The sequence below is a fragment of the Litorivicinus lipolyticus genome, assembly GCF_009650135.1.
GTDB classification, from domain to species: domain Bacteria; phylum Pseudomonadota; class Gammaproteobacteria; order Pseudomonadales; family Litorivicinaceae; genus Litorivicinus; species Litorivicinus lipolyticus.
Map to the genome: position 1 here is coordinate 1,626,333 of NZ_CP045871.1, position 24,973 is coordinate 1,651,305.

Annotated in this window: 25 protein-coding genes; 10 read left to right on the top strand and 15 right to left on the bottom strand. The window is 60.0% G+C overall.

The window, feature by feature from the left end; translation table 11 throughout:
* Positions 1 to 43: 43 nt before the first annotated feature.
* Complete coding sequence (gene dusA / locus GH975_RS08185; protein ID WP_153714053.1) at positions 44 to 1,036, top strand: tRNA dihydrouridine(20/20a) synthase DusA; 993 nt, start codon at positions 44 to 46, stop codon at positions 1,034 to 1,036.
* Complete coding sequence (gene tal / locus GH975_RS08190; RefSeq protein ID WP_153714054.1) at positions 1,033 to 1,980, top strand: transaldolase; 948 nt, start codon at positions 1,033 to 1,035, stop codon at positions 1,978 to 1,980. The genes dusA and tal overlap by 4 nt, the downstream gene beginning before the upstream one ends.
* Here the strand turns inward: tal and GH975_RS08195 are convergent.
* Positions 1,977 to 2,459 carry an STAS domain-containing protein gene (locus GH975_RS08195; protein ID WP_153714055.1) on the bottom strand — a complete coding sequence of 161 codons (483 nt, stop codon included), beginning with the start codon at positions 2,457 to 2,459 and terminating at the stop codon, positions 1,977 to 1,979. The genes tal and GH975_RS08195 overlap by 4 nt on opposite strands.
* Positions 2,456 to 3,541, bottom strand: a complete 1,086-nt coding sequence (locus GH975_RS08200) for a PP2C family protein-serine/threonine phosphatase (RefSeq protein ID WP_153714056.1) — start codon at positions 3,539 to 3,541, stop codon at positions 2,456 to 2,458. Before GH975_RS08200 ends, GH975_RS08195 begins: the two co-directional genes overlap by 4 nt.
* Positions 3,542 to 3,582: 41 nt before the next feature.
* On the opposite strand from GH975_RS08200, the gene GH975_RS08205 reads away from it, so the two are divergent.
* Positions 3,583 to 3,870, top strand: coding sequence for a PilZ domain-containing protein (locus GH975_RS08205; protein WP_170272597.1), 288 nt, complete (start codon positions 3,583 to 3,585; stop codon positions 3,868 to 3,870).
* On the opposite strand, the gene GH975_RS08210 is transcribed toward GH975_RS08205, so the two are convergent.
* The 5 genes from GH975_RS08210 to GH975_RS08230 all read right to left on the bottom strand — a co-directional run bounded on the left by GH975_RS08210 (position 3,867) and on the right by GH975_RS08230 (position 11,888).
* Positions 3,867 to 4,541 carry an MlaA family lipoprotein gene (locus GH975_RS08210; RefSeq protein ID WP_170272598.1) on the bottom strand — a complete coding sequence of 225 codons (675 nt, stop codon included), beginning with the start codon at positions 4,539 to 4,541 and terminating at the stop codon, positions 3,867 to 3,869. The two genes, GH975_RS08205 and GH975_RS08210, sit on opposite strands and share 4 nt — an antisense overlap.
* A gap of 48 nt (positions 4,542 to 4,589) precedes the next feature.
* Positions 4,590 to 8,291 (bottom strand): ATP-dependent RNA helicase HrpA, encoded by a 3,702-nt coding sequence (gene hrpA / locus GH975_RS08215; protein ID WP_153714059.1) that lies wholly within the window; start codon positions 8,289 to 8,291, stop codon positions 4,590 to 4,592.
* Positions 8,292 to 8,312: 21 nt separating this feature from the next.
* Positions 8,313 to 9,941: an AMP-binding protein gene (locus GH975_RS08220; protein WP_246164704.1), complete on the bottom strand. Its 1,629-nt coding sequence runs from the start codon at positions 9,939 to 9,941 to the stop codon at positions 8,313 to 8,315.
* Between the two features lie 68 nt (positions 9,942 to 10,009).
* The gene (locus GH975_RS08225; protein WP_153714061.1) at positions 10,010 to 10,768 is read right to left on the bottom strand and encodes a class II glutamine amidotransferase; all 759 of its coding nucleotides are present in this window, start codon (positions 10,766 to 10,768) and stop codon (positions 10,010 to 10,012) included.
* A gap of 37 nt (positions 10,769 to 10,805) precedes the next feature.
* Complete coding sequence (locus GH975_RS08230; protein WP_153714062.1) at positions 10,806 to 11,888, bottom strand: hypothetical protein; 1,083 nt, start codon at positions 11,886 to 11,888, stop codon at positions 10,806 to 10,808.
* A gap of 147 nt (positions 11,889 to 12,035) precedes the next feature.
* On the opposite strand from GH975_RS08230, the gene GH975_RS08235 reads away from it, so the two are divergent.
* Positions 12,036 to 12,995 carry a tetratricopeptide repeat protein gene (locus tag GH975_RS08235; protein ID WP_153714063.1) on the top strand — a complete coding sequence of 320 codons (960 nt, stop codon included), beginning with the start codon at positions 12,036 to 12,038 and terminating at the stop codon, positions 12,993 to 12,995.
* A 4-nt stretch (positions 12,996 to 12,999) separates the two neighbouring features.
* Positions 13,000 to 13,788: a protein kinase domain-containing protein gene (locus GH975_RS08240; protein WP_153714064.1), complete on the top strand. Its 789-nt coding sequence runs from the start codon at positions 13,000 to 13,002 to the stop codon at positions 13,786 to 13,788.
* Here the strand turns inward: GH975_RS08240 and GH975_RS08245 are convergent.
* Positions 13,715 to 13,954, bottom strand: coding sequence for a hypothetical protein (locus GH975_RS08245; RefSeq protein ID WP_153714065.1), 240 nt, complete (start codon positions 13,952 to 13,954; stop codon positions 13,715 to 13,717). The two genes, GH975_RS08240 and GH975_RS08245, sit on opposite strands and share 74 nt — an antisense overlap.
* Positions 13,955 to 14,015: 61 nt before the next feature.
* Here GH975_RS08245 and ppnN point away from each other — a divergent pair, with 61 nt between their 5' ends.
* Entirely contained in the window at positions 14,016 to 15,371 is a 1,356-nt protein-coding gene (gene ppnN / locus GH975_RS08250; RefSeq protein WP_153714066.1) for a nucleotide 5'-monophosphate nucleosidase PpnN, read from the top strand.
* Positions 15,368 to 15,829 (top strand): Cys-tRNA(Pro) deacylase, encoded by a 462-nt coding sequence (gene ybaK / locus GH975_RS08255; protein ID WP_153714067.1) that lies wholly within the window; start codon positions 15,368 to 15,370, stop codon positions 15,827 to 15,829. The genes ppnN and ybaK overlap by 4 nt, the downstream gene beginning before the upstream one ends.
* Here ybaK and GH975_RS08260 read toward each other — a convergent pair.
* The 5 genes from GH975_RS08260 to hisD are packed head-to-tail and all read right to left on the bottom strand — an operon-like array spanning position 15,812 to position 20,705.
* Positions 15,812 to 16,588: an HpcH/HpaI aldolase family protein gene (locus GH975_RS08260; protein WP_211365790.1), complete on the bottom strand. Its 777-nt coding sequence runs from the start codon at positions 16,586 to 16,588 to the stop codon at positions 15,812 to 15,814. The genes ybaK and GH975_RS08260 overlap by 18 nt on opposite strands.
* Positions 16,585 to 17,739, bottom strand: coding sequence for a cobalamin-independent methionine synthase II family protein (locus GH975_RS08265; RefSeq protein ID WP_153714068.1), 1,155 nt, complete (start codon positions 17,737 to 17,739; stop codon positions 16,585 to 16,587). Before GH975_RS08265 ends, GH975_RS08260 begins: the two co-directional genes overlap by 4 nt.
* Positions 17,740 to 17,760: 21 nt before the next feature.
* The gene (locus GH975_RS08270; RefSeq protein WP_153714069.1) at positions 17,761 to 18,447 is read right to left on the bottom strand and encodes an alpha/beta fold hydrolase; all 687 of its coding nucleotides are present in this window, start codon (positions 18,445 to 18,447) and stop codon (positions 17,761 to 17,763) included.
* Positions 18,447 to 19,418: a LacI family DNA-binding transcriptional regulator gene (locus tag GH975_RS08275; RefSeq protein ID WP_153714070.1), complete on the bottom strand. Its 972-nt coding sequence runs from the start codon at positions 19,416 to 19,418 to the stop codon at positions 18,447 to 18,449. The genes GH975_RS08270 and GH975_RS08275 overlap by 1 nt, the downstream gene beginning before the upstream one ends.
* A 3-nt stretch (positions 19,419 to 19,421) precedes the next feature.
* Complete coding sequence (gene hisD / locus GH975_RS08280) at positions 19,422 to 20,705, bottom strand: histidinol dehydrogenase (protein ID WP_153714071.1); 1,284 nt, start codon at positions 20,703 to 20,705, stop codon at positions 19,422 to 19,424.
* A gap of 85 nt (positions 20,706 to 20,790) precedes the next feature.
* Between hisD and GH975_RS08285 the strand changes: the two genes are divergently transcribed.
* The gene (locus GH975_RS08285) at positions 20,791 to 21,519 is read left to right on the top strand and encodes an SDR family NAD(P)-dependent oxidoreductase (RefSeq protein ID WP_153714072.1); all 729 of its coding nucleotides are present in this window, start codon (positions 20,791 to 20,793) and stop codon (positions 21,517 to 21,519) included.
* On the opposite strand, the gene fur is transcribed toward GH975_RS08285, so the two are convergent.
* Positions 21,516 to 21,929: a ferric iron uptake transcriptional regulator gene (fur, locus tag GH975_RS08290; RefSeq protein ID WP_153714073.1), complete on the bottom strand. Its 414-nt coding sequence runs from the start codon at positions 21,927 to 21,929 to the stop codon at positions 21,516 to 21,518. The two genes, GH975_RS08285 and fur, sit on opposite strands and share 4 nt — an antisense overlap.
* A 51-nt stretch (positions 21,930 to 21,980) precedes the next feature.
* Here fur and GH975_RS08295 point away from each other — a divergent pair, with 51 nt between their 5' ends.
* The gene (locus GH975_RS08295) at positions 21,981 to 22,292 is read left to right on the top strand and encodes an outer membrane protein assembly factor BamE (protein ID WP_153714074.1); all 312 of its coding nucleotides are present in this window, start codon (positions 21,981 to 21,983) and stop codon (positions 22,290 to 22,292) included.
* Between the two features lies 1 nt (position 22,293).
* The gene (locus tag GH975_RS08300; RefSeq protein WP_246164705.1) at positions 22,294 to 24,030 is read left to right on the top strand and encodes an ABC transporter transmembrane domain-containing protein; all 1,737 of its coding nucleotides are present in this window, start codon (positions 22,294 to 22,296) and stop codon (positions 24,028 to 24,030) included.
* 2 nt (positions 24,031 to 24,032) lie between these two features.
* Here GH975_RS08300 and purU read toward each other — a convergent pair whose 3' ends face one another.
* The gene (gene purU / locus GH975_RS08305; RefSeq protein ID WP_153714076.1) at positions 24,033 to 24,923 is read right to left on the bottom strand and encodes a formyltetrahydrofolate deformylase; all 891 of its coding nucleotides are present in this window, start codon (positions 24,921 to 24,923) and stop codon (positions 24,033 to 24,035) included.
* Positions 24,924 to 24,973: the final 50 nt, after the last annotated feature.

The following is a 24,973-nucleotide window of genomic DNA, read 5'->3' on the forward strand; positions in this document are numbered from 1 at the left end:
CATTGCTGATAGTAATGCCGATTAGTAATTTATCAAGGAATCAATGACTAAAATTGCCCCCCATATAATCAGTCAAGCACCGATGATGGACTGGAGTACACGTCACCAACGTGTATTTCTACGTGCGATAACTCGTCATGCCTTGTTATATACCGAAATGGTGACGGCGCCAGCTTTAGTATTCGGCGACGCCGATCGGTTATTACAGCACCACCCAATTGAATACCCCCTGGCATTACAGTTAGGCGGCAGTGATCCGGAACAATTAGCCAAGGCCACGGCCATCGCCGCCCAGCACCCCTATTATGAAATAAATCTGAATTTAGGCTGTCCGTCCGACCGCGTTCAGTCCGGTCAATTCGGCGCCAGCCTAATGGCCGATCCAGGCCGCGTGCATGAATGCCTACAGGCGATGAAGTCTGCTAGCGGCGATATTCCTATTTCCGCTAAAATACGTATCGGCATTGACGATCAAGACCCCGACATAACCCTATTACCCTTTGTCGAAAAAATATCAAATTTAGATTTAAATACCCTGACGGTGCACGCACGAAAAGCCATATTAAAAGGCCTATCACCCAAACAGAACCGTGAAATACCCCCACTTCAGCCGCACCGCGCCGTCGACATCAAACGCGCGTTTCCGCATTTACGCGTGGTCTTGAATGGCGAGTTGAAGGACCCGGCGGCGGATGCTCACTGGCTGCAGGAGCTCGACGGCCTAATGTACGGCCGCGCGGCGTACCACACACCTTGGTGCCTAGCCGGCGTCGACACTGACTTTTTTAATACCGCTGCGCGCACCACAACCAGCGCCGAAGCACTGCGCAGTTGTTATGCCTATATTAACCACGAGTTAACCCAAGGAATGCCCCTTTCTCACTTTACTCGTCACATTCTGGGACTATTTAAAGATCAACCGGGCGCCCGATTATATCGTCGGACATTGACCGAAGACGCCCATAAACCGGGCGCTGGAATTGAAGTTATTGAACGCGCACTGAACCATTTAAATCTAGGAGATAATGTCGAATGAACAAATTAGACCAGTTACGTCAATTCACGACCGTAGTCGCCGACACTGGCGACTTAGCGGCGATCGAGCGCTGGAAACCCGAAGACGCGACCACTAATCCCTCGTTGATTTTGAACGCCGCACAACAAGCCGATGGCGCCGCTCGCATCGATGCCGCTATTGCCAAGGCTAAAATAAGCCAGCCGAATAACTGGGTCGCCGAAGCCAGCGATGACTTAGCGGTCAGCATCGGTCACGACATTCAAAACATCGTGCCGGGTTACGTCAGTACCGAAGTCGACGCGCGACTGTCATTTGACACCCAAGCTACCCTAAAACAAGCCTATTCACTGATTGAACGTTATGCCGCGGCAGGCGCTGACATTAGTCGCGTATTGATTAAGGTCGCATCGACCTGGGAAGGAATTCAGGCCGCTCGAGAATTAGAAAAGAATAATATTAAATGCAACCTGACATTATTGTTCGGCTTTGAACAGGCCCAAGCCTGTGCCGACGCCGGCGCCTTTTTAATCAGCCCCTTTGTTGGCCGCATTTTGGATTGGCACAAAGCCAACGCCCCCGAACAAAACTTCGACGGCGCAGCCGACCCAGGCGTCGAATCGGTCCGAGCGATCTGGACCCACTACAAACGACACGGCTATGACACCGTGGTCATGGGCGCCAGCTTTCGCAACACCGGCGAGATTGAACACCTGGCCGGCTGTGACCGCCTGACTATTGGACCTGGGCTTTTGGAAGCGCTAGCAGCCGACCAGGGCGACTTGGCGTTGGCGCTGGATCAAAATGGGATCGAAGCTGGCTCGGCCGTCGCTGCGGTCAACCAAAGCGAATTCCGCTGGGGCCACAACGAGAACGCCATGGCGACCGAAAAACTGTCCGAAGGTATCCGCAAGTTCGCGATCGACCAGGTCAAACTGGAACAGCTCATCGCCAGCCGCGGCTAGTCGCGATCCAAGGCCCGCACTAGGTCTTGGAATCTGCCCTGGTTGCTAGGCTGTAAGTCCATCAGAATCCGGTGGGCTTCCAGCACCACCGGCTGCGCGTCCACAGGCGCGCAGGGCGACAACGACACTGGAACATCGATCGCATCAGGCGCGGCCGCACAGGGCTCGAACAGCGGCATCAGCCCAAGGCTGTCGAGCTGGGACTGAACGTCAGCGTTAGTGCAATACAGTCGAGGTTGGCGATTCAATCGCCGCTCCGACTCGATTCCCAGCTTTGCAATCAGGCCCAAACAGGTCGAATCAACATTGGTCGCCGGACCTAGGTCAAGCACAAGATGGGTCGGTTGGCTGTCGGCAAACAAGCGCTCGATCAAATCGTCCAAGGTCGTACACAGCGACAACCGCACGTCCCCCTGAAATCGAATCATGACCTCGCCGTTTTCGCCCGCCAGGCCGATGCTGCCTGCCGGAGGCGTCATATCGCCGCCCCCCGCACCATCACCAAGGTCACATCGTCCGGTGTCGCTTGACCCCGATCCAGCCCAAGCGTCTCGGCCAGCGACTGGACACTGCCCCCACAGGACGCAATGGCGGCGGTCAGGCCGTCGGTCTGGGCAGCCAAGCCGGTCGCATCGACCAAATCCAAGGCACCGTCAGACGCCAGCACCAGGTAAAACTCGCTGTCGGGCAGGTCAATACTGAGTTCACGATAGTCCACGTCTGCGAACAGTCCGACTGGGCGACCTTGGCCGGGCAAAACCTGCGCTTGGCCATCAACGACTAGGACCGGCATCGGTGTGTGGCCGGCGACAGCGTAGTTTAGGCGACGCTGTTCGGCATCAAACAGGCCGACAAAAACGGTCGCGTGCTTACCCAGCCCAGTCGACATCAGCTCACTGTTGATGCGTTCAAGCATGCGCGCGGGGCTCAATAAATCAAAGCTACTGGCGCGTTCGAGGTTGCGCCGCAACCGATTGATCAGGCTTTTGATAATGACCGTGACCATGGCGCTACTGACCCCGTGCCCGGCCACATCGGCCAACAAGGTGACCACCCGTGACGGCCGATCGGCTTGGAAATAGTCGGCAAAATCACCACTCAGCAGCAACGACGGGAAGAACCCAAGCTCGCAGCGCAGCCCAGCACTGTCCAGCGGCTCGTTCGGCAACAACCGTGCTTGGATCGCGCGGCCGGCACGCTGGTCGGCATGCAGAACCCGCAACACTTCGGTTTCCAGCGACCAGGCTTGCTGATCGCTGCAGGCACTGAGCGCTAGGCAGCTGGCGACAAATGCCGTCGATTCAAGCAGCGGCCAGTGCCACTGAATCGGCGCACCGTCATGCGCGGTCGATACCACCAGCGCGCGCTGCCCATCATCCAACGGGTTCAGGCGCAACGTCAGGTCAGCGTCATCCAGCGAGTCAGAATCGGGCCATTGGTCGCTTTGAACCCATTCGAGCTGGGCGCGCCCGGCGAATAGTTGTGACAGACTTTGCAAAACGTCTCCATCGGTCGTGATCACGCGCACCCGCGGACCACCAAAGGCGCGCACATCATTCATTTGCTGGCTACGCTTGGGCTAACACAACCGACGAGATGCTTATGCCAATCAGTGATCAACGCGCCCACAACCGACTGAACGTCGACGTTCCCGTGACCATCGTCACGGCCAACCAAGACCGTGTGATCGGCCGCTGCCATGATTTGTCCAGTCATGGCATTCATTTGGTGTCCCCACGTCCGGCACAGATTGGCGAACAATGGGTGGTCAGCCTGGAGGCGACCAAACGCGGCATTGTCGACTTTGTCGTCACCGCCGAAGTGTCACGCTGCGACAACGCGGCGGATGGCGGGTACGTCATTGGTGCACAGGTGTTGGACATCGCTTAAAAATCTTCCAAAAACGCGTCGGCCGAGGCATCGGCGCCGTCATTGACTTGGTAACGACGGTTTTGCAGCCACAAATTACGCAGCGCCACGTAGCGGTCGCCATTGACCAGCGCATCAGCGCCTAGCAGCTGCGCGCGGCGATTGATCAAACTCAGTGCCGTCACCCCAAGCCGGTGCTCGCTGGGCGATAGGTAATTGACCGGATTGGTGGTGGCGTCGACGCTAAATCGGCCAAGTCCATCGCGGACCGTCGACGGACCGAAAAAGGGCAACACCACATAGGCGCCCTCGCCGACCCCCCAAACGCCCAGCGTCTGGCCGAAGTCTTCCGAGGTTTTGGGCGCACCGAACTCGGTCATGACATCCAAAATGCCGCCCAACCCCAGGGTGCTATTGAACACAAACCGACCCAAGGCATTGGCCGCTTCGTCCGGTTTGCCCTGCAGCGCGGCATTTAAAAACGTTGAAACCTCGCCGAGGTTGGAAAAGAAGTTACCGATGCCGCTGCGTATCGGACGCGGCAGCAACGACTGGTAAGCCGACGCCGCCGGGCGCAAAGCCACGCGATCAACCGCATCGTTAAAAGCAAACACGGCACGGTTAACCGGTTCCAATGGGTCCACGGGGGTCGCCATCGCGCCCAGGCTGGCAGTCAGCAAGACTACGGTCATCAAAGGTTTCATTCGCCGCACTATAACGCCACCACCAAAAAATTAAAGCTAACCCGCACGGGTTCGACGTGTCCTGATGTCGGACAGCAAACCGTCCAAGCGCTTGCCCGATACTTTGCCCTGGGTGCCAAGCTGCTGCGCGAACAGGCTGACCCGGTATTCCTCTAGCAACCAGCGGAAGCTGGCAACGCTGGGCTCAACCGGATTCAACGGGTATTCGCTCCAATAGGGTTTGATGGCGTCGAGCCAGGCATCCAATTCCCGGCGCGCGCCGCGGTCAAACTCAAAACGCCCGCCCAATCGCTCAAGGCGCATCTCGATGGCGTTCAGGTACACCTCGTAGCGCGCCAAATTGTCCGCCGGGGTATCCCAAATGAAGCTTGCATTGAGCAAACCCGCCAGCTGCTGGTTGACGTCTTTGCCAACGTCCAGCCATGCCAGCGGCAAACCCTTTAATTGCTTACCCACTCGCTGGGCACATTCCAGCACCCGGATCATGATCGCCGCCTGGCCCTCGGCGACCGCGACCAGGTCGCCACGACCGCGCTTAACGCCGCGCTCAAACCCCGCCTCATCGCGCGGAATGCCGTCGCCAAAACAGGCCATTTCGACCGACCGCTCGATCCACTGCAATGACGCCTTGGGGTCCAGCCCGCGCGGAGTCGCCAACAGGTCCAAGCGTTTGGCCAATTTCGATTCACGCAGCAACTTAGTCTGGGTCGCCATACGCGCCTGGGCCAAACGAATAACACCGCGGCGATGAACATGCGCGGCCGCATCCGGGTCGTCCATATGCTGCAGCTGAACACCGCCATCGACCGCGCTGATGACGGGGATCAATGACAGGCTGAGGCCATCCTGTTCAAGCGTCTGACGTGCTGGCAGGTCGCCCATGTTCCACTGCGTCAGGACCGGGGATTTTGGCGCCGGCGTCGAGACCTGAGCCGGCGTGCGCAGATCTTTTTGCAGGGATGCCAAATCCCGTGACTGCGCAATGATCTGGCCGTGCGGGTCCATCACGCGAATGTTCATGCGGTAATAGTGATCCAGTGCCGCCAGCTCGAACTGACGCACATCGAAAGGTTTGCCCAGACGCCGGGTGACCGCTTTGCCCAGCTGTTCGACCAAATCACCCTGGCGCCAGCGCAGCGTCGGCAAGGTTTGACGAGCAAAGTCGGGCAGCGGCACCAACTGACGCCGGATTGCCTTGGGCAGGGTCCGCACCAGCGCCTCGACTTTTTCTTCGAGCATACCCGGCACCAGCCAGTCGGTGACCGCTGCGGTGACGCTGTGCAGCGCAGCCTGTGGCACCTCCAGGGTGACCCCATCATGGTCGGTGCCGGGGTTGAATTCGTAGGACAGCGTGAAACGGTTACCCGACACTTCCAGGTGGTCGGGGTAGGCCTGCTGGTCCAGCGCCGCCGAGGCGCTCAGCAAGTCATCCTGGGCCATGTACAACACCCGTGGTTGGTCGCGCTCGACTCGGCGGCGCCAGCGCTCAAACGAGCGCGCATCAATAATGTCGCTGGGCAATTTGCTTTCATAGAATTCAAACAAACGCTGGTCATCCAGCAGATCACGCCGCCGCTCGCGCGCTTCCAAATCGAGAATGCGCGCCACCTGATCCAGGTTATTTTGCATGAACGTGCCTTGGGTCTTAATTTCACCCTGGGCCAGTCCATCGCGAATCAACAGTTCGCGGGCCTTGATCGGTGAGCGCTTGGCAAACGAGACGGCGCGTTTGGCCACCGCCGGCAACCCAAACAGCGTGCCGCGCTCGTGGGCCATGATCTGGCCGTGGCGCTTGCTCCAATAGGGGTCGCCGTGGGTCAGCTTGATCAGCTGAGGGGCCACCGTTTCGAGCCATTCGGGCTCGATTTTGGCCACCGTGCGCGCAAATAGGCGCGTGGTTTCGACCAATTCCGCCGCCACCACCCATTTCGGTCGTCCTTTGGCTTGGCGCCCGGGGTGCAAGTTAAACCGCGTGTCACGGCCCCCGCGGTATTCGTTCTCGTCCTTCATGCCGATATTGCCGACCAAGCCGGTCAGCACGGCCAAGTGAACCGAGCGGTAATCCGCCGGCTCATCGTTCAGGCGCGTCGTCGGTTTGATCGCAAGCCACAGCTGACGGTGGATTTCGCGCCATTCGCGCACACGCATGTAGTGCAGAAACTGTTTTTGACAGTACTTGCGAAAGGCGCTCGACGTCAGGGCCTGGCGCTGGCCTTCGATGCGATTCCACAGCGCAACGATACTCAAAAAGTCAGACTGCTCGTGGGCATCGGTGCCGTGGGCAAAATCAGCAGCGTCCTGCGCCGCGCGCGGTCGTTCGCGAGGGTCTTGCACGGTCAGGAAGCTGGCGATGGCCAGGGCCTCGTGGACACAGCCATAGTCGCGTGCCGCCAATACCATGCGCCCCAGCTTTGGATCGATCGGCAAGCGCGCCAACTCACGCCCCAGCGGCGTAATGATCCGCCGGTCATCAATCGCACCGATTTCTTCGAGCAACTTGTAGCCATCGGTGACGTAGCGCCGATCCGGGGCATCAATAAACGGGAAACGTTCAATGTCGCCCAGCTTCAAGTCCAGCATCTGAAGAATGACGCTGGCCAAATTGGTGCGCTGCAGTTCCGGTTCGGTAAATTCGCGGCGGCCTTCGAAGTCCTCTTGTTCGTATAGACGGATGCAAACACCCGGCTCCAAACGACCACAACGGCCCTTGCGTTGGTTGGCACTGGCTTGGGAGACCGCCTCGATCGGCAAGCGCTGTACCTTGGAGCGATACGAATAGCGCGACATACGCGCGACACCCGAGTCGATCACATAGCGAATACCCGGCACCGTCAGCGAGGTTTCAGCGACGTTGGTCGCCAACACAATGCGCTGGTCACCGCCGGTCGGGTGGAAAATACGCTGTTGCTCGGACGCCGACAGCCGCGCGTACAAGGGCAAAACATCGAGCTGGCTAAGGTGACTGCGGCGCAGCGCCTCCGCCGCTCCACGGATCTCACGCTCGCCGGGTAAAAACACCAGCACGTCACCGCGCCGTTTCTTGTTGTCCTGATCAAGCCCGCGTAACTCGTCGACGGCGCTGACAATGCCGCGGTACAGCGGTGCATCATCGCTGTCACTGGACAGCGGGCGATAGCGCACCTCGACTGGAAAAGTCCGGCCCTCGACCATCACCACGGGGGCATCCATGAAATGGGCACTGAAGCGCTGGTAGTTAATGGTGGCCGACGTGATGATGACTTTTAGGTCGCGCCGCTTGGGCAGCAGGCGTTTCAGGTAACCCAGCAAAAAATCGATGTTCAGGCCACGCTCGTGGGCCTCGTCGATAATCAGCGTGTCGTAACCTTTGAGCAGCTTGTCGCCGCGGGTTTCGGCCAGCAACATACCGTCCGTTAGCAGTTTGACCCGCGTGTCCTGGCTGACGGAATCTTGAAAGCGAACTTTGTAGCCGATCAACTGGCCCAATTCGGTCTGGGTTTCCTCGGCAATCCGTGCCGCCACCGAGCGCGCCGCCAAACGCCGCGGCTGGGTGTGCCCAATTTTACCTTGGGTGCCGCGACCCAGCGCCAAACACAATTTCGGCAACTGGGTGGTCTTGCCCGACCCGGTGTCGCCAACCACAATCACGACCTGATGGTTGCGCACCGCCTCGGCAATTTCTTCGATCCGCTGGGAGACCGGAAGGTCCGGCGGGAAAGTCAGATTCGCCGCCGGCGCAGCAGTATCGTCCGGGGTCATACGCGCCCCCGGGCATCAACATTAACGCAGGGCGCGTCGCAGCACTTTGCCGACGTTGGTTTTGGGCAGTTCATCACGGAATTCAAAGGCTCGGGGCACCTTGTAGGCTGTCAGTCGCTCGCGGCACCAGTCGTTCAAGGCTTCGACATCGACGTCTTTCTCGGAGACCAAGAAGGCTTTGACGGATTCGCCTTGGGCATCATCGGGGACACCGACCACGGCCGCTTCAATAATATCGGGGTGCGAGGCTAGCACATCTTCGACTTCGTTCGGGTAAACGTTAAAGCCGCTGACCAAGATCATGTCTTTCTTGCGGTCAACGATTTTGAAGTAGCCGTCGTCCATCAACATGCCCATGTCGCCGCTCTTAAAATGACCGCTCGGGCTCATCACGTCCGCGGTCGCCTCGGGGCGTTTCCAGTAGCCGCGCATGACCTGGGGTCCCTTGACCGCCAATTCACCGACCGCGCCTGCGGGCAGCAACTGGCCGTCCTCGTCCAAAATCACACATTCGGTATCCGCCAGCGGTAGTCCAATCGTGCCAATCTGGATGCCTTCCAGCGGGTTCACGGTGACCACCGGGCTGGTTTCGGTCAGGCCGTAGCCCTCGCAGATATCGCAGTCCGTGACCGCCTTCCATTCGGCCGCCGCGGCCGAGGTCAGTGCCATGCCACCGGACACCGTCAACATCAGGCGCGAAAAATCGAGCTGACGAAAGCGCGGCTGTTTCAGCAAACCGACAAACAGGGTGTTCAAACCGATAAAGATGTCGAATGGGGTGCGTTCCAACACTTTTAAAAAGGTCGGCATGTCGCGCGGGTTGGTCACTAAAACCGAGGTGCAACCACACTTGAACAGCCACATCATGTGACCGACAAACGAGAACACGTGATACAGCGGCAAGGGTGCAATCGCAGTCATGCCAGCGCGCACGTAGCCATCGAACAGCAAGTCGATCTGCATCATGTTGGCCAAGATATTGCGGTTAGTCAGCACCGCACCCTTGCTGACCCCGGTGGTGCCGCCGGTGTATTGCAGGGCCAAGACGTCGTCGTGATGGCCCTGGTGGCGGATCGCGGGTGCCAGATCCTGTCGCTTCAGGATGTCAATCAAGCGGTGGTGCCCACTCAAGGTGTAAGCCGGCACCATCTTTTTGATGTGCTTGACCGCAAAGTTCATGAACAGCCGTTTCGGAGTCGGCATGATATCCGCCAGCTCAGTCACGACGACCGTGCGCACCGCGGTTTCAGCGACACAGGCTTCGACGGTATTGGCCATATTAGCCAGCACCAGAATACCGACCGCTTCGCTGTCGTTGAGCTGGTGGGTTAATTCACGCGGGGTGTATAGGGGGTTGACGTTGACCAAGACCGCACCGAGGCGCATCAGTGCCACCGCGAATACGGGGTACTGCAGGCAATTGGGCAACATCAAGGCAAACTTATCACCGGCCTTGATGCCGGCTTCATGCTGCAGCCACGCCGCGACACGATCCGCTTTATCGCTAAGGGCGCGATACGTCAGGTCGACGCCAAAATTGGAAAACGCGACTTGGTCTGAAAAGCGGTCGATGGATTCTTCGAACAGATCAGCGACGCTGGCGTAACGGTCAAGGTCGATGGCATTGGCGGGAGCGTTGGAAAATTCCACGTGATTCGGCCCTTTTGTTATCGTTATGTTGTACTGGCGACTTTAGTCTAAGCGCGGTTTTGGCACAACTAGTGCCACTCTCCTGCGCGCAGTACACAGGCGCGTTTGAGCGGCAGTTCCGTCCAGCATTCGTTGTCCGTCAGTGGCGCGGTCGCCACCACAGTGACCACATCCTTGGGCGTGGTGACCTGAGCAAAATCAACGGTCATATCCGCGTCTTCCAGGCGGGCCGCGCCAAAGGGCGCACGCCGAGTGATGCTGACCAACTTGCTGGTACGCCAGCAATACAGTGCCCTGCCGTCACTGAGCAGTAGATTACAGACGCCGTAACCGGATAGGACCTTGGCCGCGCGACCAAAGGCCGCTTTGACCTGGGCCACGGTGGGCAATCGGTCGAATCGTTCCAACTCGGCCATTAAATAGCAAAACGCGTGTTCCGAGTCGGTCGTGCCGATCGGTCGGAAACGACCCAGCCTAAGTTTCTTAACCCCTGGCAACTGGCCGTTGTGGGCAAAGGTGAAGTGACGGCCCATGAATTCGCGGTGAAAAGGATGGGTGTTTTCTAGGTTAACGGCACCGGCATTGGCTTGGCGCACGTGGGCGATGACCGCGGTCGAGCGGATCGGCAAGGCCTGGACCAAATCCGCTACCGGGGACTGGCAGCTGGCGGCATCGTCGCGAAACTCTTGGATGCCCTTGCCACGATAAAAGACCACCCCGAAGCCGTCACGATGCGGCCCGGACTGGCCTCCGCGCACGGCCAAACCGCTGAAACTAAATCGAATGTCCGTTGGGACGTTGGCACTCATGCCCAGCAGTTCACACACGCAAATTCCTTTTTAATAGGCTTTGAGCATAGCAAAGCTACCAACCCAGCGTGAGTCCGAGTGAGGCCCGATCACCCTCCAGTTGCAGGGCGGCGCTGAGTTGATTGCGGGGACCTTGGGCCCGAAATGACACCTGCACAAACCCATCCTGACTGCGCTGACTTATGTTGAGCGCTTGACTGGCGCCGGCATACACTGTTCCGGCCACGCGCCAATCGTTACTGACGACGCCGGCGCCCAGCTCAACCACACCGGCGCCCCACCAGGTAGCGACGCCCCACTGGGTTCGATACCCCAGGCGCGCCTGTAGCGCGCTGGATTGCCAGTCGGACAAGGCGACCGCGCCCCAAGGCCCGGCATCCTCAGCACCTTGATGGTGCTGCAGCCCGACAAAGGGACCGCTAAAACCGCCCCCGCGCAACCAAGCCTCGCTCGCCACCGCCACCCACCTCGATGCGACACCGGCGCGCTGACCGCCGCCAACCGACGCCAACCCGGTCACTACCCAAGGCCCGTTGACCGCGCTGAACCCGGACAACAGATCAAACCGCTCGCGCCCGCCGGTCTCCTGGGTGTAGGTCAAGGACACCGGTAACGCAGGCAATTTCACACCAACCGAGTTGGCATCGGTCTGGGAGATCAAACTCCACCCCAAACGCTGTTGACGTATCGCAGCCATGGCATACCCGACCCGCTCGCTTTGGGCAGTTAACTCATCGCGGCGAGCGGCAATCACCTCGTCCATAATGTCGGGCGCCACGGCGCCGGCACTGGACGGCCCCGCCAGACCGCCGGTATTGGAATCAATCCCCTGGCTGTCGGCGTAGTTTTCAACAAAGGTGAATTGCTCTGGGTTGTCGACGCTGAGTACATCGCCCACCGACGCCGGATGCCAGCAGGCATTGGTGCGCGTGCAATCAATGGTCACGGACCCGGCGGCGACGCCGGAGATCTGGACCTGGTAATCACTCAGTACCGGGCCGGTATCGGCCACCAGATTAAAGTAATAGAAATACTCGTTGCCGTCATAGACCGCCGGCGACACCACCAAGGTATCGGCCGCGGCGGCCTGGGCCTGGGCCAAGCCCACTGCCAGCACGGCAAAGGGGTAATATTTCATCGCGTCCTCCGGGTTATGTTGCGCGGAGGGTCACTCTCAAGCTGATTTGAATCGTCAGATTCGTACCCCGGTGCGTTGGACCGGTTACGACCCCGTACCGGACCCCCGTCCATGGTATGGCCGCCAGCCCGCCCATAGCCTTGGCGTATGAATTTAACGCCGTACCTATGGGTAGTTTTTGCGCTGTCTGGCTGCCAAAACCACACCGAAACACCACCTGGCCCCTGCCAGCTGCCGCCAACCACGCATTTCATTGGGCCTCAGCAGTTTCAGTCCCCCGGCGCCCGAACCTATGACCGCCAGGACCAATGTTTGGCTAAGGGTGGCACTTATCATGCCAGCGGGCGCGGCATCCTAGCCGACCAAATGCGACTGGCTGCACAGCACGGTGATACCGATGCCTGGTTGCAACTGGGACGCTGGGCCGAGCACGACCAGCCGCCGCGATTTGACGACGCACGCGACGCTTACCGGACCGCTTATCGGCTGGGTCATGCCAGCGGCGCGTGGTACCTAGGGCGCATGGCCGAGCATGGCATGGGCCAGACCATCGACCCGGTCGCGGCGCTGGGGTGGTACCAAAAAGCCGCCGGTGGCGTGCGCTTGGTCGAGGCCAGCGAGTTAGCCCAAGCGCGGCGACAGCAGACCCAACTGCAACAGCAACTGAACGACCAACAACTGGCCCTACTGCAGGGTCAAGCGCAACTGGATGCCCACAAGACACTGTTGGATGCCAGCACCAGCCCACTCTATCGCTTTGACATCGGTGCGCCGCCGACACGCTGTGGGCAGGCCATGAACTGGCGCGACCTGGGTGACTCACTGTCCGGCTTCGCGCTGGCCTTAAAGCAATTCGACCAGCACTACGCCGACCAAGGCTGGCTGTGGTTGCGCGGTGACCAGGCGCCGGATTGGGCCCGCGATCCGCTACTGCCCAGTGTGCTCGCCGATTTTATACAAACGCGCCGCACGGCAGTTGCGCTGGGCGGTTACTGGGCCGACCTCATGCCCGACGACATGGGCGTGCAGCCCTGGCTACTGATGGACGACCCCGGCGGTGTTCACCGCGCCGGCCATCTGCGGGTGCGGTTTGACTGCGCGCTATGAGCCCATGCGTCTGCTGGGGCGCGGCAATCACGGCGAGGTCTGGTTGGCGCATGACCGTGCTCTAAAGCGTTGGGTGGCGATCAAGTCAGGCCTGGCGCTGGAGCACGAAGCCCGTGACTACCCCCGTTGCAGCGCCGTGGTCGTGCTGCACGATCGGTTGGACGATGGCCGTTTGGTGTTCGAATACTGTGCCTGGCCAACCCTGGCCGCGGCGCTGACGCGGCATTGGTCGGCGACCCAGTGCGAACAGGCCTGCTTGTCGGCGTGGCGCGGTTTGGCCAGTCTGTTAGCCAGTGGCTGGGCGCATGGGGATCTGGCACCGGACAACCTGCTGGTGTCGCCGCGCGGTGCGATACGATTCATTGACCTAGGGTCGCGAGTTCGACTGGGTCAGCCGGCCCGCCACACACGGCGCGACTACAGCGCCCCGGAAGTTCAGGCCGGCGGCGCGGTCACCGAGGCGGCCGAAGTCTATGCCATGGCGGCGGTGTTAATGCGCCTGGTCCGGCGTACCGCAGGCACCACTCGCCTGCGCCGGCAACTCAACCGATGCCTTGATCCGAGCCCGCGCGCGCGGCCCTCACTGGTGCAACTGACCCGCCCATTGGCGCGCCCATCACCCGGGGCCCGTGCGGCTCGACTTTCTCTATTAATAGTTGGGCTGGTCACGGCGGCGACGCTGAGCCATGTGCCTGCCCCGGCCGACGAGTTCGAACGCCTTAGCCAGGACGCCGCGGCAACGCGGTTACCCGGCGCACCCGTGCGTCTAGTGCCCGTGCCGACGACGCGCTGAGCCAGCTGCGAATCCAGTCATTCAACGCCGCCGGGTCGACATCACCGTCAATCCGCGGCAGTGCCAACAGCTGATCCGCCGCTTGTACCGCGCACGCGCGATGCTCCGGCGCCAGCCAGTCACGCAGCGGATCGGCCGATAACAACAGTGCAAAACGCGTATTCATAGGCCTCCCGATTGGCGCCCACCCGCCAAGCGGGTAGTCTCTAGCAATCTAAGGAGACTGCATGACACACACCGTTAACGCCACCATTAGTCCACGCTCCCACCTCAGCCTGCTCAGCCAAGACGAAGTTGCCCAATTAACCGATGCCGGCGTCCGCGGCTTGCACCAACTGATGCGCAACTGTGCGCTGGCCGTGTTGAACGTCGGCAGCAAAGACGATTCCGGCTATGGCCTGATGGATCAGTTCCCGGACTTCACCATCGAAGTGGTCGGCTACGAGCGCGGCATCCGCCTGGAAATCGCCAACGCCCCGTCCAACGCCTTTGTCGATGACACCATCATCACCGGTATACGCGAGCACCTGTTTGCCGTGGTCCGCGACATTTTGTACACCGGCACGACGCTGGATCGCTTCAACCTGGACGACCCCCAAGAAACCACCAACGCGGTGTTTCATTTGCTGCGCCACGCGGATGTATTGGTCGCCGGTCGCAACCCCTCGATGGTGGTGTGCTGGGGCGGCCACAGCATCGGCCGCGCCGAATACGACTACACCAAAGAGGTCGGCCACCAATTAGGCCTGCGCGGACTGGATATCTGTACCGGGTGCGGCCCGGGGGCGATGAAAGGCCCGATGAAAGGTGCCGCCATTGCCCACGCCAAACAGCGCATCCAAGACGGCCGCTATTTGGGCATCACCGAACCCGGCATTATCGCCGCCGAGGCGCCCAATCCAATCGTCAATGAGTTGGTGATTTTGCCGGACATCGAAAAGCGCTTAGAGGCTTTTGTGCGTGTCGGCCATGGGATCGTCATTTTCCCCGGCGGCCCCGGCACCGCCGAGGAGCTGCTGTATTTGCTGGGCATTTTGATGCACCCGGACAACGCCGACCAACCCATGCCACTGGTTATTTCCGGGCCGTCGGAGTCCGAGGCGTTCCTGCGCCAGGTCGATCAATTTGTCCGCAACACCCTCGGCCCGGCCGCCGCCGACCGATACCAATTGATCATCAATGACCCCGAAGCGGTCGCCCGCGCCATGTTTGCCGGCATGAAAAGCGTGCGCGAATTCCGCTACGACACCCAGGACGCCTTTACCTTCAACTGGCGGTTGATGATTGATCGCGAGTTCCAAACCCCGTTCCCGCCAACCCACGAAAACATGGCCGGGCTGAACCTGTCACTGGATCAGCCGGTGCACCTGTTAGCGGCGGACTTGCGCCGCGCCTTCAGCGGCATCGTCGCCGGCAACGTCAAGGCACCGGGCGTTGCCGCCGTGCGCGCCCATGGCCCGTACCAGCTGCGCGGTGAACCGGCATTGATGGCGGAAATGGACGCTTTGCTGACGTCCTTCGTCGAACAGGGGCGGATGAAAATCGACGGCAATTACACCCCCTGCTACGAGATCAGCGGTTGACCCCAGCCATTGTCGAATTGGAGCGGGCGCGGCTTGAATTTCGCGTTCACCGCTTCAAGGGCGATCCTAATCAGGGCTACGCCGTGGCCGCGGCAGAGGCCCTGGGCGTCAGCCCACGGCAGGTGTTTAAAACATTGATGGTGACCAATGGCCGTGATCACGCGGTCGGCATCGTGCCGGCCTCGGGCAGCTTGAACTTGAAGCACATGGCCAAGTCCTGCGGCTGGAAAAAAGCCCAGATGGCCGCGCCCGCCGACGCCGAACGCCTGACCGGATACCTGGTCGGTGGGATCAGCCCGCTGGGGCAAAAGAAACGCTTAGCGCGCTGGCTGGACACCAGCGCCGGCGACTGGCCGACGGTGTTTATCAGCGGCGGTCAGCGCGGGTTGGATATCGAACTGGCACCACAGGCGCTGCTGGCCTGTGGCGTCAAACTGGCGTCAATCGCCGACGCGTGAGCGCAGCCCACGCGCGCCATCCATCATCAACGCATGGTCACTGGCCAACAAAAACAAACTGGCGCCGCGTTCCCGCCAGTGAGGGATCTCATCCAAGTCCGCCACGAACATGCCGACGGCCCGCTTCGCACGCAAACAGGCATCAATGATCCGCTCCACCGCTTCGATCACGACCGGGTCTTTAGGGGTTGCCGCGCCCAAGGCCACGGTCAAGTCCGCGCGCCCAATGAACAAACAGTCAATGCCGGGCACCGCCGCGATGGCGTCAATCTCTAGCAGCGCCTCGGGGTCCTCGATTTGTGCGATCACGCTGACCTCATTGGGCGTGCCGGCCAAGTGACCCGGCATGCCTCGGCTACCGTAGCCTGCGGCGCGGGTGGACCCCGCGAATCCGCGCCCGCCTTCGCCATAGGCACAGGCTTTCGCCACTGACTGTGCTTCGGCGGCGCTGCGTACGTGCGGCACCACCACGCCCAGTGCACCCCGATCCAAACAGTCCAGAATCGCAGCCGGGGTGTTGCTGACGATACGTTCAACCGCCGGCAGGTCATTGGCGCGCGCAATCGCGCAGCACTGATCCAAGGTTTCGCGGTTAAACGGCGCATGTTCCGCATCCAGACAGATCAGGTCCAATGGCGCCATCGACAGCACTTCGGTGACGTGAAAATGTGGCGTTTTCTGAAAGGTACCGAGCAAAAAGTCGCCGCGGGCTAAACGCGCTTTAAAGCTTTGCGCGCGCTCGCCCAGGCGCAGGCTCACGCACCACCCCACAGGGTTTCACTGGCGATTGCGGCGCCATCCGCGAGCGTCTTTAACTTGGCCCAGACGACATCGGTTTGGACGCTGCCGAACCCGGCAAAGGTGCTGAAACCGCAGTCTGTGCCGGCGATCACACGCTCACGGCCAACGATGTCAGCAAAGCGCAAGATGCGTTCGGCGACCAAGGACGGGTGTTCAACAAAGTTAGAGGTCGAATCAATCACGCCGGGGACTAAAATTTTGTCTTCGGGGATGAAGTCGCTGTGGTCGCGAATCACTTGCCATTCATGGCCGTGGCGGGGATTCGCCGTTTCGAACAACAGCGCTGCCGGTCGCGCTTTTAGGACGGTCGGCAAAATCACTTCTAGGCCAACGTCACAAATATGCGGCCCCTCGTAGTTACCCCAGCAAATGTGCATGCGCATCTGTTGCGGGTCGATGTTGCGAGTGGCGTGATTGAGCACCTCAACGTGACGCTCAATGCTCGCCAGGTATTCCTCGTCCGACGCCTCTTTAAACATCATGTGACGACCCAAGCCCAGGTCGGGCGAATCGAGCTGGAGTTGGAATCCAGCATTAACAATGCCTTCGTACTCGACCCGCATGGCCTCGGCCAGGGCTTCCAAGTAGGCATCCTGGGTCGGGTAAAACTCGTTCGGCTGAAACAGTGCGATGACGCCCGGACTGGCCGCATTCATAAAGCCGCCGGCGACTTCGGCGCCACTCAAGGCCGCGCCCAGGTTGGCCAAGTCTTCATTCAACGGGTCCATCGACTTCACGCCAATCGGTCCGACGCACTTGGGGCGCTTGTAGTCCGGAACCCCGCCCGAGCGGGAGGCCCATTTAGAGTAGTTCGGGAAGGCTTCCAGATCTTTGGGGGTGCGCCGCGGGCTGTCGCCTTCAAAGCCGGTAATCCGGTCTTTGATATAGGTTGCGTACGAGATCTTGCTTTGCTCGCCATCACTGACCAAATCAACGCCGCTTTCGATCTGTTTGCGAACGACATCAGCGACCGAATCGGCGATGGTTTTGTCCAGCGCGGCACCATCAAACGGCTGACCGTTTTCACGTGCAAACACGCCCTCGGTGACGGCTTCCGAGCGCGGCAGGCTGCCAACATGGGTGGTCAAAATTCGATCGCTGCTGTACATCACATCTCCAAATGTCTGTGTTTAGTGTGCCAATAATTCGGTCAGGGCGTGATTGACCTGTGTGGGTGCTTCCAGTGTAGCCAAATGCCCGCACCCCGGCACCAAGCAAAGCGTAGACTGGGGAATTAAGGCGGCCATTTCATGCTGCACGGCCGGTGGGCACAGGGCGTCTTCGGCCCCCGCCAAAATTAAGGTCGGGCAGGTAATACTGGGTAAAAACGGCCGCTGGTCGGGGCGGTCACGAACGGCTTTGACTTGACGGGCCAGCACCGCCGGCCCTTGCTCAACGGCCATGTCGCGCACCGTCGCCAAAATGCCCTCGTCATCGCGGCATCGACTGCCCAGATACAGCGGTTTCAGTTGCTCTAACACCAGCGCTTCGAAATTGCCCCCCATCACCCGCGTGATCAGCTGGTTGCGCTGGCGTTGGCGCTCGCCACTGTCATGCCCCGCATTGCAATCCAGCAGCGCTAAGTGACTGACGCGCTCGGGGTATTGACGAATCATCTCGATCGCTAAAATACCGCCGTAGCTGAGGCCGACCAGGGCGACCCGCGCCGCCTGGGTGTGCTGCCAAATCGAATGAGCTTGGGCGGTGACGGAGTCAAAGCGCGTGATATTCGGCGTTCGATGCGAACCAAACTGGGCCTGCTGGGGCGCAAACAGACGCCCGTCGCACAGCGTGCCAGGCAGCCACAAGATGTCCATTACAGCGGCGCACTGCGACCGATGTGCATCGACCCCTGCAACACTTGACTGTGGCCCTCGTTGCCGGCCATCAAAGCGTCCAGCAAGGCACAGGTCTGGGCGACCATTTGGTCAAGTGGCTGGACCCAGGTGGTCAGGTCATAGCGTTTTAGGCGACCCGCCGCGGTGCCATCGAAACCGGTGACCCATACATCCGCTGGCACGCCGACACCTAAGTCAGCCAAGCCGTCCATCACGCCCATCGCCATCGAATCGTTCATGCACATGATCGCGTCAGGTTTCAGGGCCCAAAGGGCCGAGGCTTGGGTGATGCCGCACTCGTACGAAAAGTCGCCGTCGACGGTGCCGACGTGGGCACTGCCCAGGGCATCGATCGTGCCGAACAGCCGGTGGCGGGCGACGTAGTTGTCGGCCGAGCCGGCCAAAATCGCTATCCGCCGACGCCCGCCCGCCAACAGCGCACTGGCGATGCACGCGGCGCCTTGATTTTGGTCACAAATGACCGAGCGAAATTCGTCCAACGGATCTTGGCGGTTAAACAGCACCATCGGCGTATTCAAGCCACGGATGAGCTCGCGCCGGTCCGGCGCAAATTGTGTCGACGTGATGATGCCGTCGACTTGGAAGCAACTGACTTCGTTAAGCACGTCTTCGACCCGTTCAATGCGGCCATCGGTGTAGAACAGCAGCATTTTCTTGCCGGCCTCGCCCAGGGCATCCGCCAGGTACTGGACCACCTCGGGGTAGTAACGTCCCGTGGTTTGGCTGGCTAACACCGCGACCATGTTCGTGCGCCCGGTGATCAGGCTGCGCGCTAGCAGGTTCGGTTTGTAGCCCAATTCACGGGCCGCATCCAAGACCCGCTGACGGGTTGCTGAGCTAACCTTGCCATTGGCCGAGAAGGCGCGCGACACCGCGGACTGGGATACGCCAGCCCGGGTGGCAACGTCATACGACGTTACTTGCGCCATGGATTAGGCGTTCTTTTTGTAACGACGAACACGGATGTCCGCCTGTTCTTTGTGGCCCATAAAACCTTCGATGGCGCACAAGCGCGAACAGTATTCGCCGACATGGACACTGGCTTCCTCAGTCAAGACGCGCTGGTAGGTGCACGTCTTAATGAACTTACCAACCCACAGGCCGCCTGTATAGCGAGCGGCCTTGCGTGTCGGCAAGGTGTGGTTGGTGCCGATGACCTTGTCGCCGTAGCTGACATTGGTTTTTTCACCCAAGAACAGTGCGCCGTAATTGGTCATGTTATGCAAAAAGTAATCCGGGTCCTGGGTCATGACCTGGACGTGCTCCGAGGCAATCTCGTCGGCCACTTCGACCATTTCTTGATAGCTGTCACAGACGATGACCTGGCCGTATTCAGCCCAGGCCGCCCCGGCAATGTCCGCGGTCGGCAAGATCGTCAGTTGACGCTCGACTTCGGCCAGGGTGTCGTGCGCCAGCTTTTCTGAATTGGTCAACAAAATGGCCGGGCTGTTGGTGCCGTGTTCGGCTTGGCCCAACAAATCCGCAGCACACAACTCGCCGTCAACAGTGTCATCGGCGATCACCAAGGTTTCAGTCGGCCCGGCAAACAGGTCGATACCGACGCGGCCGAACAACTGACGCTTAGCCTCGGCAACGAAGGCGTTGCCCGGCCCCACGATCATGTCGACACCGGCGATGGTTTCGGTACCGACCGCCATCGCCGCAATCGCCTGGATTCCGCCCATGCAATAGATCTCATCGGCGCCGGCCATGTCCATGGCAACCACCACGGCTGGGCTGGGACGGCCATTGAACGGCGGCGAACAAGCAATCACGCGCTTGACCCCGGCGACCTTGGCGGTGACCACCGACATATGGGCCGATGCCACCAGCGGATACTTGCCACCGGGTACATAGCAACCGACGGCATTCATCGGCAGGTGTTTGTGGCCTAGGATTACGCCGGGCAGGGTTTCTTGTTCAACATCCAACATCGAATCGCGTTGGATTTGCGCAAAGTTACGAACCTGGGCCTGGGCAAACGCGATGTCGTCCAGGTTTTCTTGGGTCAGCTCTTGATAGCAGGCATCGATGTCGGCCTGGGTTAGGCGCAGCGTGTTGCCCTCGTACTTATCAAACTTGGCCGTGTATTCACGCACGGCAGCGTCACCCCGATCTTCAATATCACGAATAATATCAGCGACGATGGTTTGAACTTTGGCGTCATCCTCGCGACGCAATGACTCTTCTCGTCCGTGTTTTAGAACCTTGACCATGGGGGTGCTCCGTGGATTATGTTGTTATTGCGATCGCTGATATCCTAAAACCGAGTGCATTCGAATGCAACCAAGGAGACCCCGAATGAATTTACAGGCCGATCTAAGCGCCAAAACCGCCCTTGTCACCGGCGCCGGCAAAGGCCTGGGGCGGGCCATTGCCAAAACCTTGGCGGCCAACGGCGCGCGTGTTTACGCGGTCGCCCGAACCGAAGCTGACCTGCTGGCTCTGGCCGATGAACAGCCCGGTATTGTGCCCCTGGTCGGCGACGTGTTGACGGACGATTTTATCGCCGCAGTGGCAGCTTTGGGCCCGATCGACCTGCTGGTCAATAACGCCGGCTCAAACCAGCCCGAACCCATGTCTGTGGTGTCTGACGAAACACTGGATCGGCTGATTGACCTGAACATTCGCAGCGTTTATCGGCTGTCGCGAACCGTCAGTCGCACGATGCCCGACGGCGGTTCGATCATTCACATGTCCAGCCAAATGGCCCAGGTCGGTGCCGCCAACCGCACGGTCTACTGCATGACCAAAGCGGCCTTGGAAGGCTTGTGCAAAGCGATGGCGGTGGAGCTGGGAGCGCGCGGTATTCGCGTCAACACGCTGTGCCCGACCTTTGTGCTGACGGAATTAACCCGTGGCTTCTTTGATAATCCGGAATTCGCAGCGACTGTGGATCGGATGATCGCGGTGCCGGGTCTGCCGACGCCCGAGCATGTTGCCGCCGGGGCCTTGTATTTGTGCAGTGATGCCGCCGCCTACGTCACCGGTACCGCGCTAAAAATTGACGGCGGCTGGACCGCAGCCTAATGACACTGGCGGCATAGGCCGTAGATCACATGCACGTGGTCGCTGACTTCAAAACCATGGGCGTCGGCGATCTCGTGTTGTCGGCGCTCGATGATTTCGTCGACGTATTCGGTCACCGACCCGCATTTGGTGCAGACCATGTGGTCATGGTGCTCCTCGTCGGCCAGCTCAAACACCGAGGTGTTGCCCTCAAAGGTGTGGCGCTGGACCAAGCCGGCGGCCTCGAACTGGGTCAACACGCGATAGACCGTCGCCAGCGAGGCTTCGTCGCCGTGCTCTTTTAACGCCGACCAAATGTCCTCGGCGCTCAGATGGCGATCCCGCGTGGTCTCCAAGTGCTCCAGCACCCGCACTCGCGGTCCGGTGACCTTGAGGCCGGCATTCTTTAGTTCGCTGTGGGCACCTGACAAGGCCTTGCTCTCCGTGGTAAAACGGCCCCCACCATAGCAGAGGACCACCCCGTGCCAAAAATTTTTGCCGCCCTAGCCGCCACCCTCATTTTAAGCGGTTGCTCTCAATTTCCTGGGGTCTATCAAATCCCTGTCGAGCAAGGCAATCAGGTCGAGGCCTCGCAGCTCGAACAGCTCCAAATCGGTATGACCCGCGCCCAGGTGCGTTTTTTATTGGGCACGCCGGCCTTCATTAACCGCCTCCAGAACGATCGTTGGATTTACCTACGCACGGTCAAGGTTGGCGAAAAAACCACCGAATCAAGCAAGCTGAGCATCCGTTTTGATGGCGATGTCGTCAGTGCCATCGAGACTGACCGCTAGGGTGAGCGCACACCCGATGCCGGTGATGCGGACCCTGTGGGGCCTGCTCGGGCGTCACAAAAAAGTGCTGGCGATTGCCGCCGCCGCCCTGCTCACCACCTCGGGCTTAACGCTGCTGCTGGGCCAAGGCATCCGCTGGATGGTCGACGAAGGCCTGGTCGCCGCTGACGTCGGTCAACTCAAACTGGCTCTGTCTGGGCTGATGACCCTGGCGGTGCTGATGGCCGTCGGCACCTACCTGCGCTTTTACGCCGTCTCGTGGCTGGGCGAACGCGTCAGCGCTGACCTTCGCCGCCAAGCCTTTGACAACCTGATCGGCCTGCATCCGCACTATTTCGAGCGCAACCTGTCCGGCGAAATTATGAGCCGCATCACCGCCGACACTACGGTGCTGCAAAGCCTGATCGGATCGTCCGTGTCGATGGCGCTGCGCAACAGTCTGATGATGACCGGCGGACTGGTCATGATGTTGGCGACCAGCCCGCGCCTGACCCTGATCATATTGATTACCGTGCCGGCGGTGCTGGCGCCAATTATGATCCTGGGCCGGCGCGTTCGTAGCCTGTCACGTCAAAGCCAAGATCGACTGGCAGACGTCGGCCAAAACGCAATCGAATCGATCCAGGAAATCAAAACGGTACAGGCATTCAACCAGGTCGCGCGCACCAAAGTTCGATTTGCCAACGAAGTCGAGTCGGCGTTTGACGTCGCCCGTCGGCGCATTGCCCAGCGCAGTTTCTTAATCGCCACGGTCATTATTTTGGTGTTCGGGGGCCTCAGCTTGATGCTCTGGGTCGGCGGCCAAGACGTCATCAGTGGCGTCTTGAGCGCCGGTGAAATGTCGGCCTTTGTGTTCTACGCCCTGCTGGTGGCGATGGGCGCCGGCACCCTGGCCGAGGTCATCAGTGAGGTGCAGCGCGCCGGCGGCGCGCTTGAGCGCTTAATTGAATTGATCAACCTGGACAGTTTGATCGACGACCCGGCCGGCCCCGCGCACTTCAGCGCCGCCGGGCAGCTGACATTTGACGGCGTGTCATTCGCCTACCCCTCCCGCCCCGACGAGCCGGTGCTAACCGACTTGAGTTTTCACGTGCAACCGGGACAAACGCTGGCGCTGGTCGGTCCCTCGGGCGCCGGCAAATCAACGGTATTTGAGCTGATTCAGCGCTTTCACGAGCCCAGCCACGGCCACATACAACTCGACGGCGTTGCCATCAACAGCCTGTCGCTGTCGCAACTGCGTGCTGCGATCGCCGTGGTGCCCCAGCAACCCTCGCTGTTCAGCGCCAGTATCGCCGACAACATTCGATTTGGCCGTCCCGATGCATCCGATCGCGAGGTCTACGATGCGGCCGAACAAGCCGGTGCGGATGCCTTCATTCGCGCCATTCCCGAGGGCTACGACGCCTTTGTGGGTGAGCGCGGCGTGCGCCTATCCGGCGGTCAGCGCCAGCGCATTGCGATCGCCCGTGCCTTGTTAACCCAGCCCAAGTTATTGCTGCTGGACGAGGCCACCAGCGCGTTGGACAGCAACAGCGAGCGCCACATTCAGCGAGCGCTGCGCCGCCTGAAAGGACAGATGAGTTGTTTGATCATTGCGCACCGGCTGTCGACCATCGAACACGCGGATCAGATTTTGGTCATCCAGCATGGCCGCGTCCAAGCCGCCGGCACCCACACCGCGCTATTGACCAGCAGCGAGCTTTACCGCCAGCTGCACGCCCAGTCAGCGGGCTGAGGTTACTGGCGACCGCCTTTGAACACGACGGTGCGCTGGCCGTCCAAAAAGACCCGGTGTTCAATGTGGTATTTAACCGCACGACTTAGGGCCTTGGATTCATTATCCCGGCCGACACGCGTCAGATTTTGTGGCGTGTAGTTGTGATCCACGCGCTCGACCACCTGTTCAATGATCGGGCCCTCATCCAGATCCCGGGTCACGTAGTGCGCGGTCGCACCAATTTGTTTGACGCCACGTTCGTAGGCTTGGTAATACGGACGCGCGCCTTTAAAGCCAGGCAGAAAACTGTGATGGATGTTGATGCAACGCCCGCTTAATTCCTGGGTCAGCTCGTCCGATAGAATTTGCATATAGCGCGCCAGCACCACCAAATCAGCCTGGGTTTCATCCACCAACTCAATCAATCGACGTTCTTGGTGGCTCTTGTTATCGCCATCGATCGGGAGGTGCACGAAACGAATGCCGTCACGTTCCACCATCGGGCGCAAGTCTTTGTGGTTCGAGACCACCGCCACGATGTCCATGTGCAGGTCTTGGTTATTGACCCGGTAAAGCAGGTCGGCCAAGCAGTGGTCGGTTTTTGACACCATCACCAACACGCGGGCGCGCTTGGACGGATCGTGAATGGCGTAATCCATCGCGTGGCGTTGCGCGACCGTACTAAAGCCGTCACGCAGCGCCACAATGGAATCAACGCTTTCGTCCGGCCGGAACACCGCACGCATGAAAAAGTTGCCCGTGCTTTCGTTATCGTATTGCTCGAGCGAGGCGATAAACGCGCCCTGCTCGGCCAAGAACCCAGTAACGTCCGCCACAATGCCTTTGCCGCACGGGCAGGCGGCGGTCAAAATGTATTCGTCGTTATCGGCGTGGGTCTGGTTCGGGCTCATCGTGCTCTGTCGCTCCAAGGCTGTATCAATTGAGGCGACAGAGTATGCGC

Coding starts and splice junctions, on each gene's coding strand:
- GH975_RS08230 (WP_153714062.1), bottom strand. CDS start 11,888: ATGAAATATTACCCCTTTGCCGTGCTGGCAGTGGGCTTGGCCCAGGCC.
- GH975_RS08275 (WP_153714070.1), bottom strand. CDS start 19,418: ATGGCGCAAGTAACGTCGTATGACGTTGCCACCCGGGCTGGCGTATCC.
- hrpA (WP_153714059.1), bottom strand. CDS start 8,291: ATGACCCCGGACGATACTGCTGCGCCGGCGGCGAATCTGACTTTCCCG.
- GH975_RS08245 (WP_153714065.1), bottom strand. CDS start 13,954: ATGAATACGCGTTTTGCACTGTTGTTATCGGCCGATCCGCTGCGTGAC.
- GH975_RS08240 (WP_153714064.1), top strand. CDS start 13,000: ATGCGTCTGCTGGGGCGCGGCAATCACGGCGAGGTCTGGTTGGCGCAT.
- GH975_RS08270 (WP_153714069.1), bottom strand. CDS start 18,447: ATGGACATCTTGTGGCTGCCTGGCACGCTGTGCGACGGGCGTCTGTTT.
- GH975_RS08205 (WP_170272597.1), top strand. CDS start 3,583: ATGCCAATCAGTGATCAACGCGCCCACAACCGACTGAACGTCGACGTT.
- GH975_RS08235 (WP_153714063.1), top strand. CDS start 12,036: ATGAATTTAACGCCGTACCTATGGGTAGTTTTTGCGCTGTCTGGCTGC.
- purU (WP_153714076.1), bottom strand. CDS start 24,923: ATGAGCCCGAACCAGACCCACGCCGATAACGACGAATACATTTTGACC.
- tal (WP_153714054.1), top strand. CDS start 1,033: ATGAACAAATTAGACCAGTTACGTCAATTCACGACCGTAGTCGCCGAC.
- GH975_RS08210 (WP_170272598.1), bottom strand. CDS start 4,541: ATGACCGTAGTCTTGCTGACTGCCAGCCTGGGCGCGATGGCGACCCCC.
- GH975_RS08265 (WP_153714068.1), bottom strand. CDS start 17,739: ATGTACAGCAGCGATCGAATTTTGACCACCCATGTTGGCAGCCTGCCG.
- GH975_RS08200 (WP_153714056.1), bottom strand. CDS start 3,541: ATGAATGATGTGCGCGCCTTTGGTGGTCCGCGGGTGCGCGTGATCACG.
- ppnN (WP_153714066.1), top strand. CDS start 14,016: ATGACACACACCGTTAACGCCACCATTAGTCCACGCTCCCACCTCAGC.
- hisD (WP_153714071.1), bottom strand. CDS start 20,705: ATGGTCAAGGTTCTAAAACACGGACGAGAAGAGTCATTGCGTCGCGAG.
- GH975_RS08195 (WP_153714055.1), bottom strand. CDS start 2,459: ATGACGCCTCCGGCAGGCAGCATCGGCCTGGCGGGCGAAAACGGCGAG.
- dusA (WP_153714053.1), top strand. CDS start 44: ATGACTAAAATTGCCCCCCATATAATCAGTCAAGCACCGATGATGGAC.
- GH975_RS08285 (WP_153714072.1), top strand. CDS start 20,791: ATGAATTTACAGGCCGATCTAAGCGCCAAAACCGCCCTTGTCACCGGC.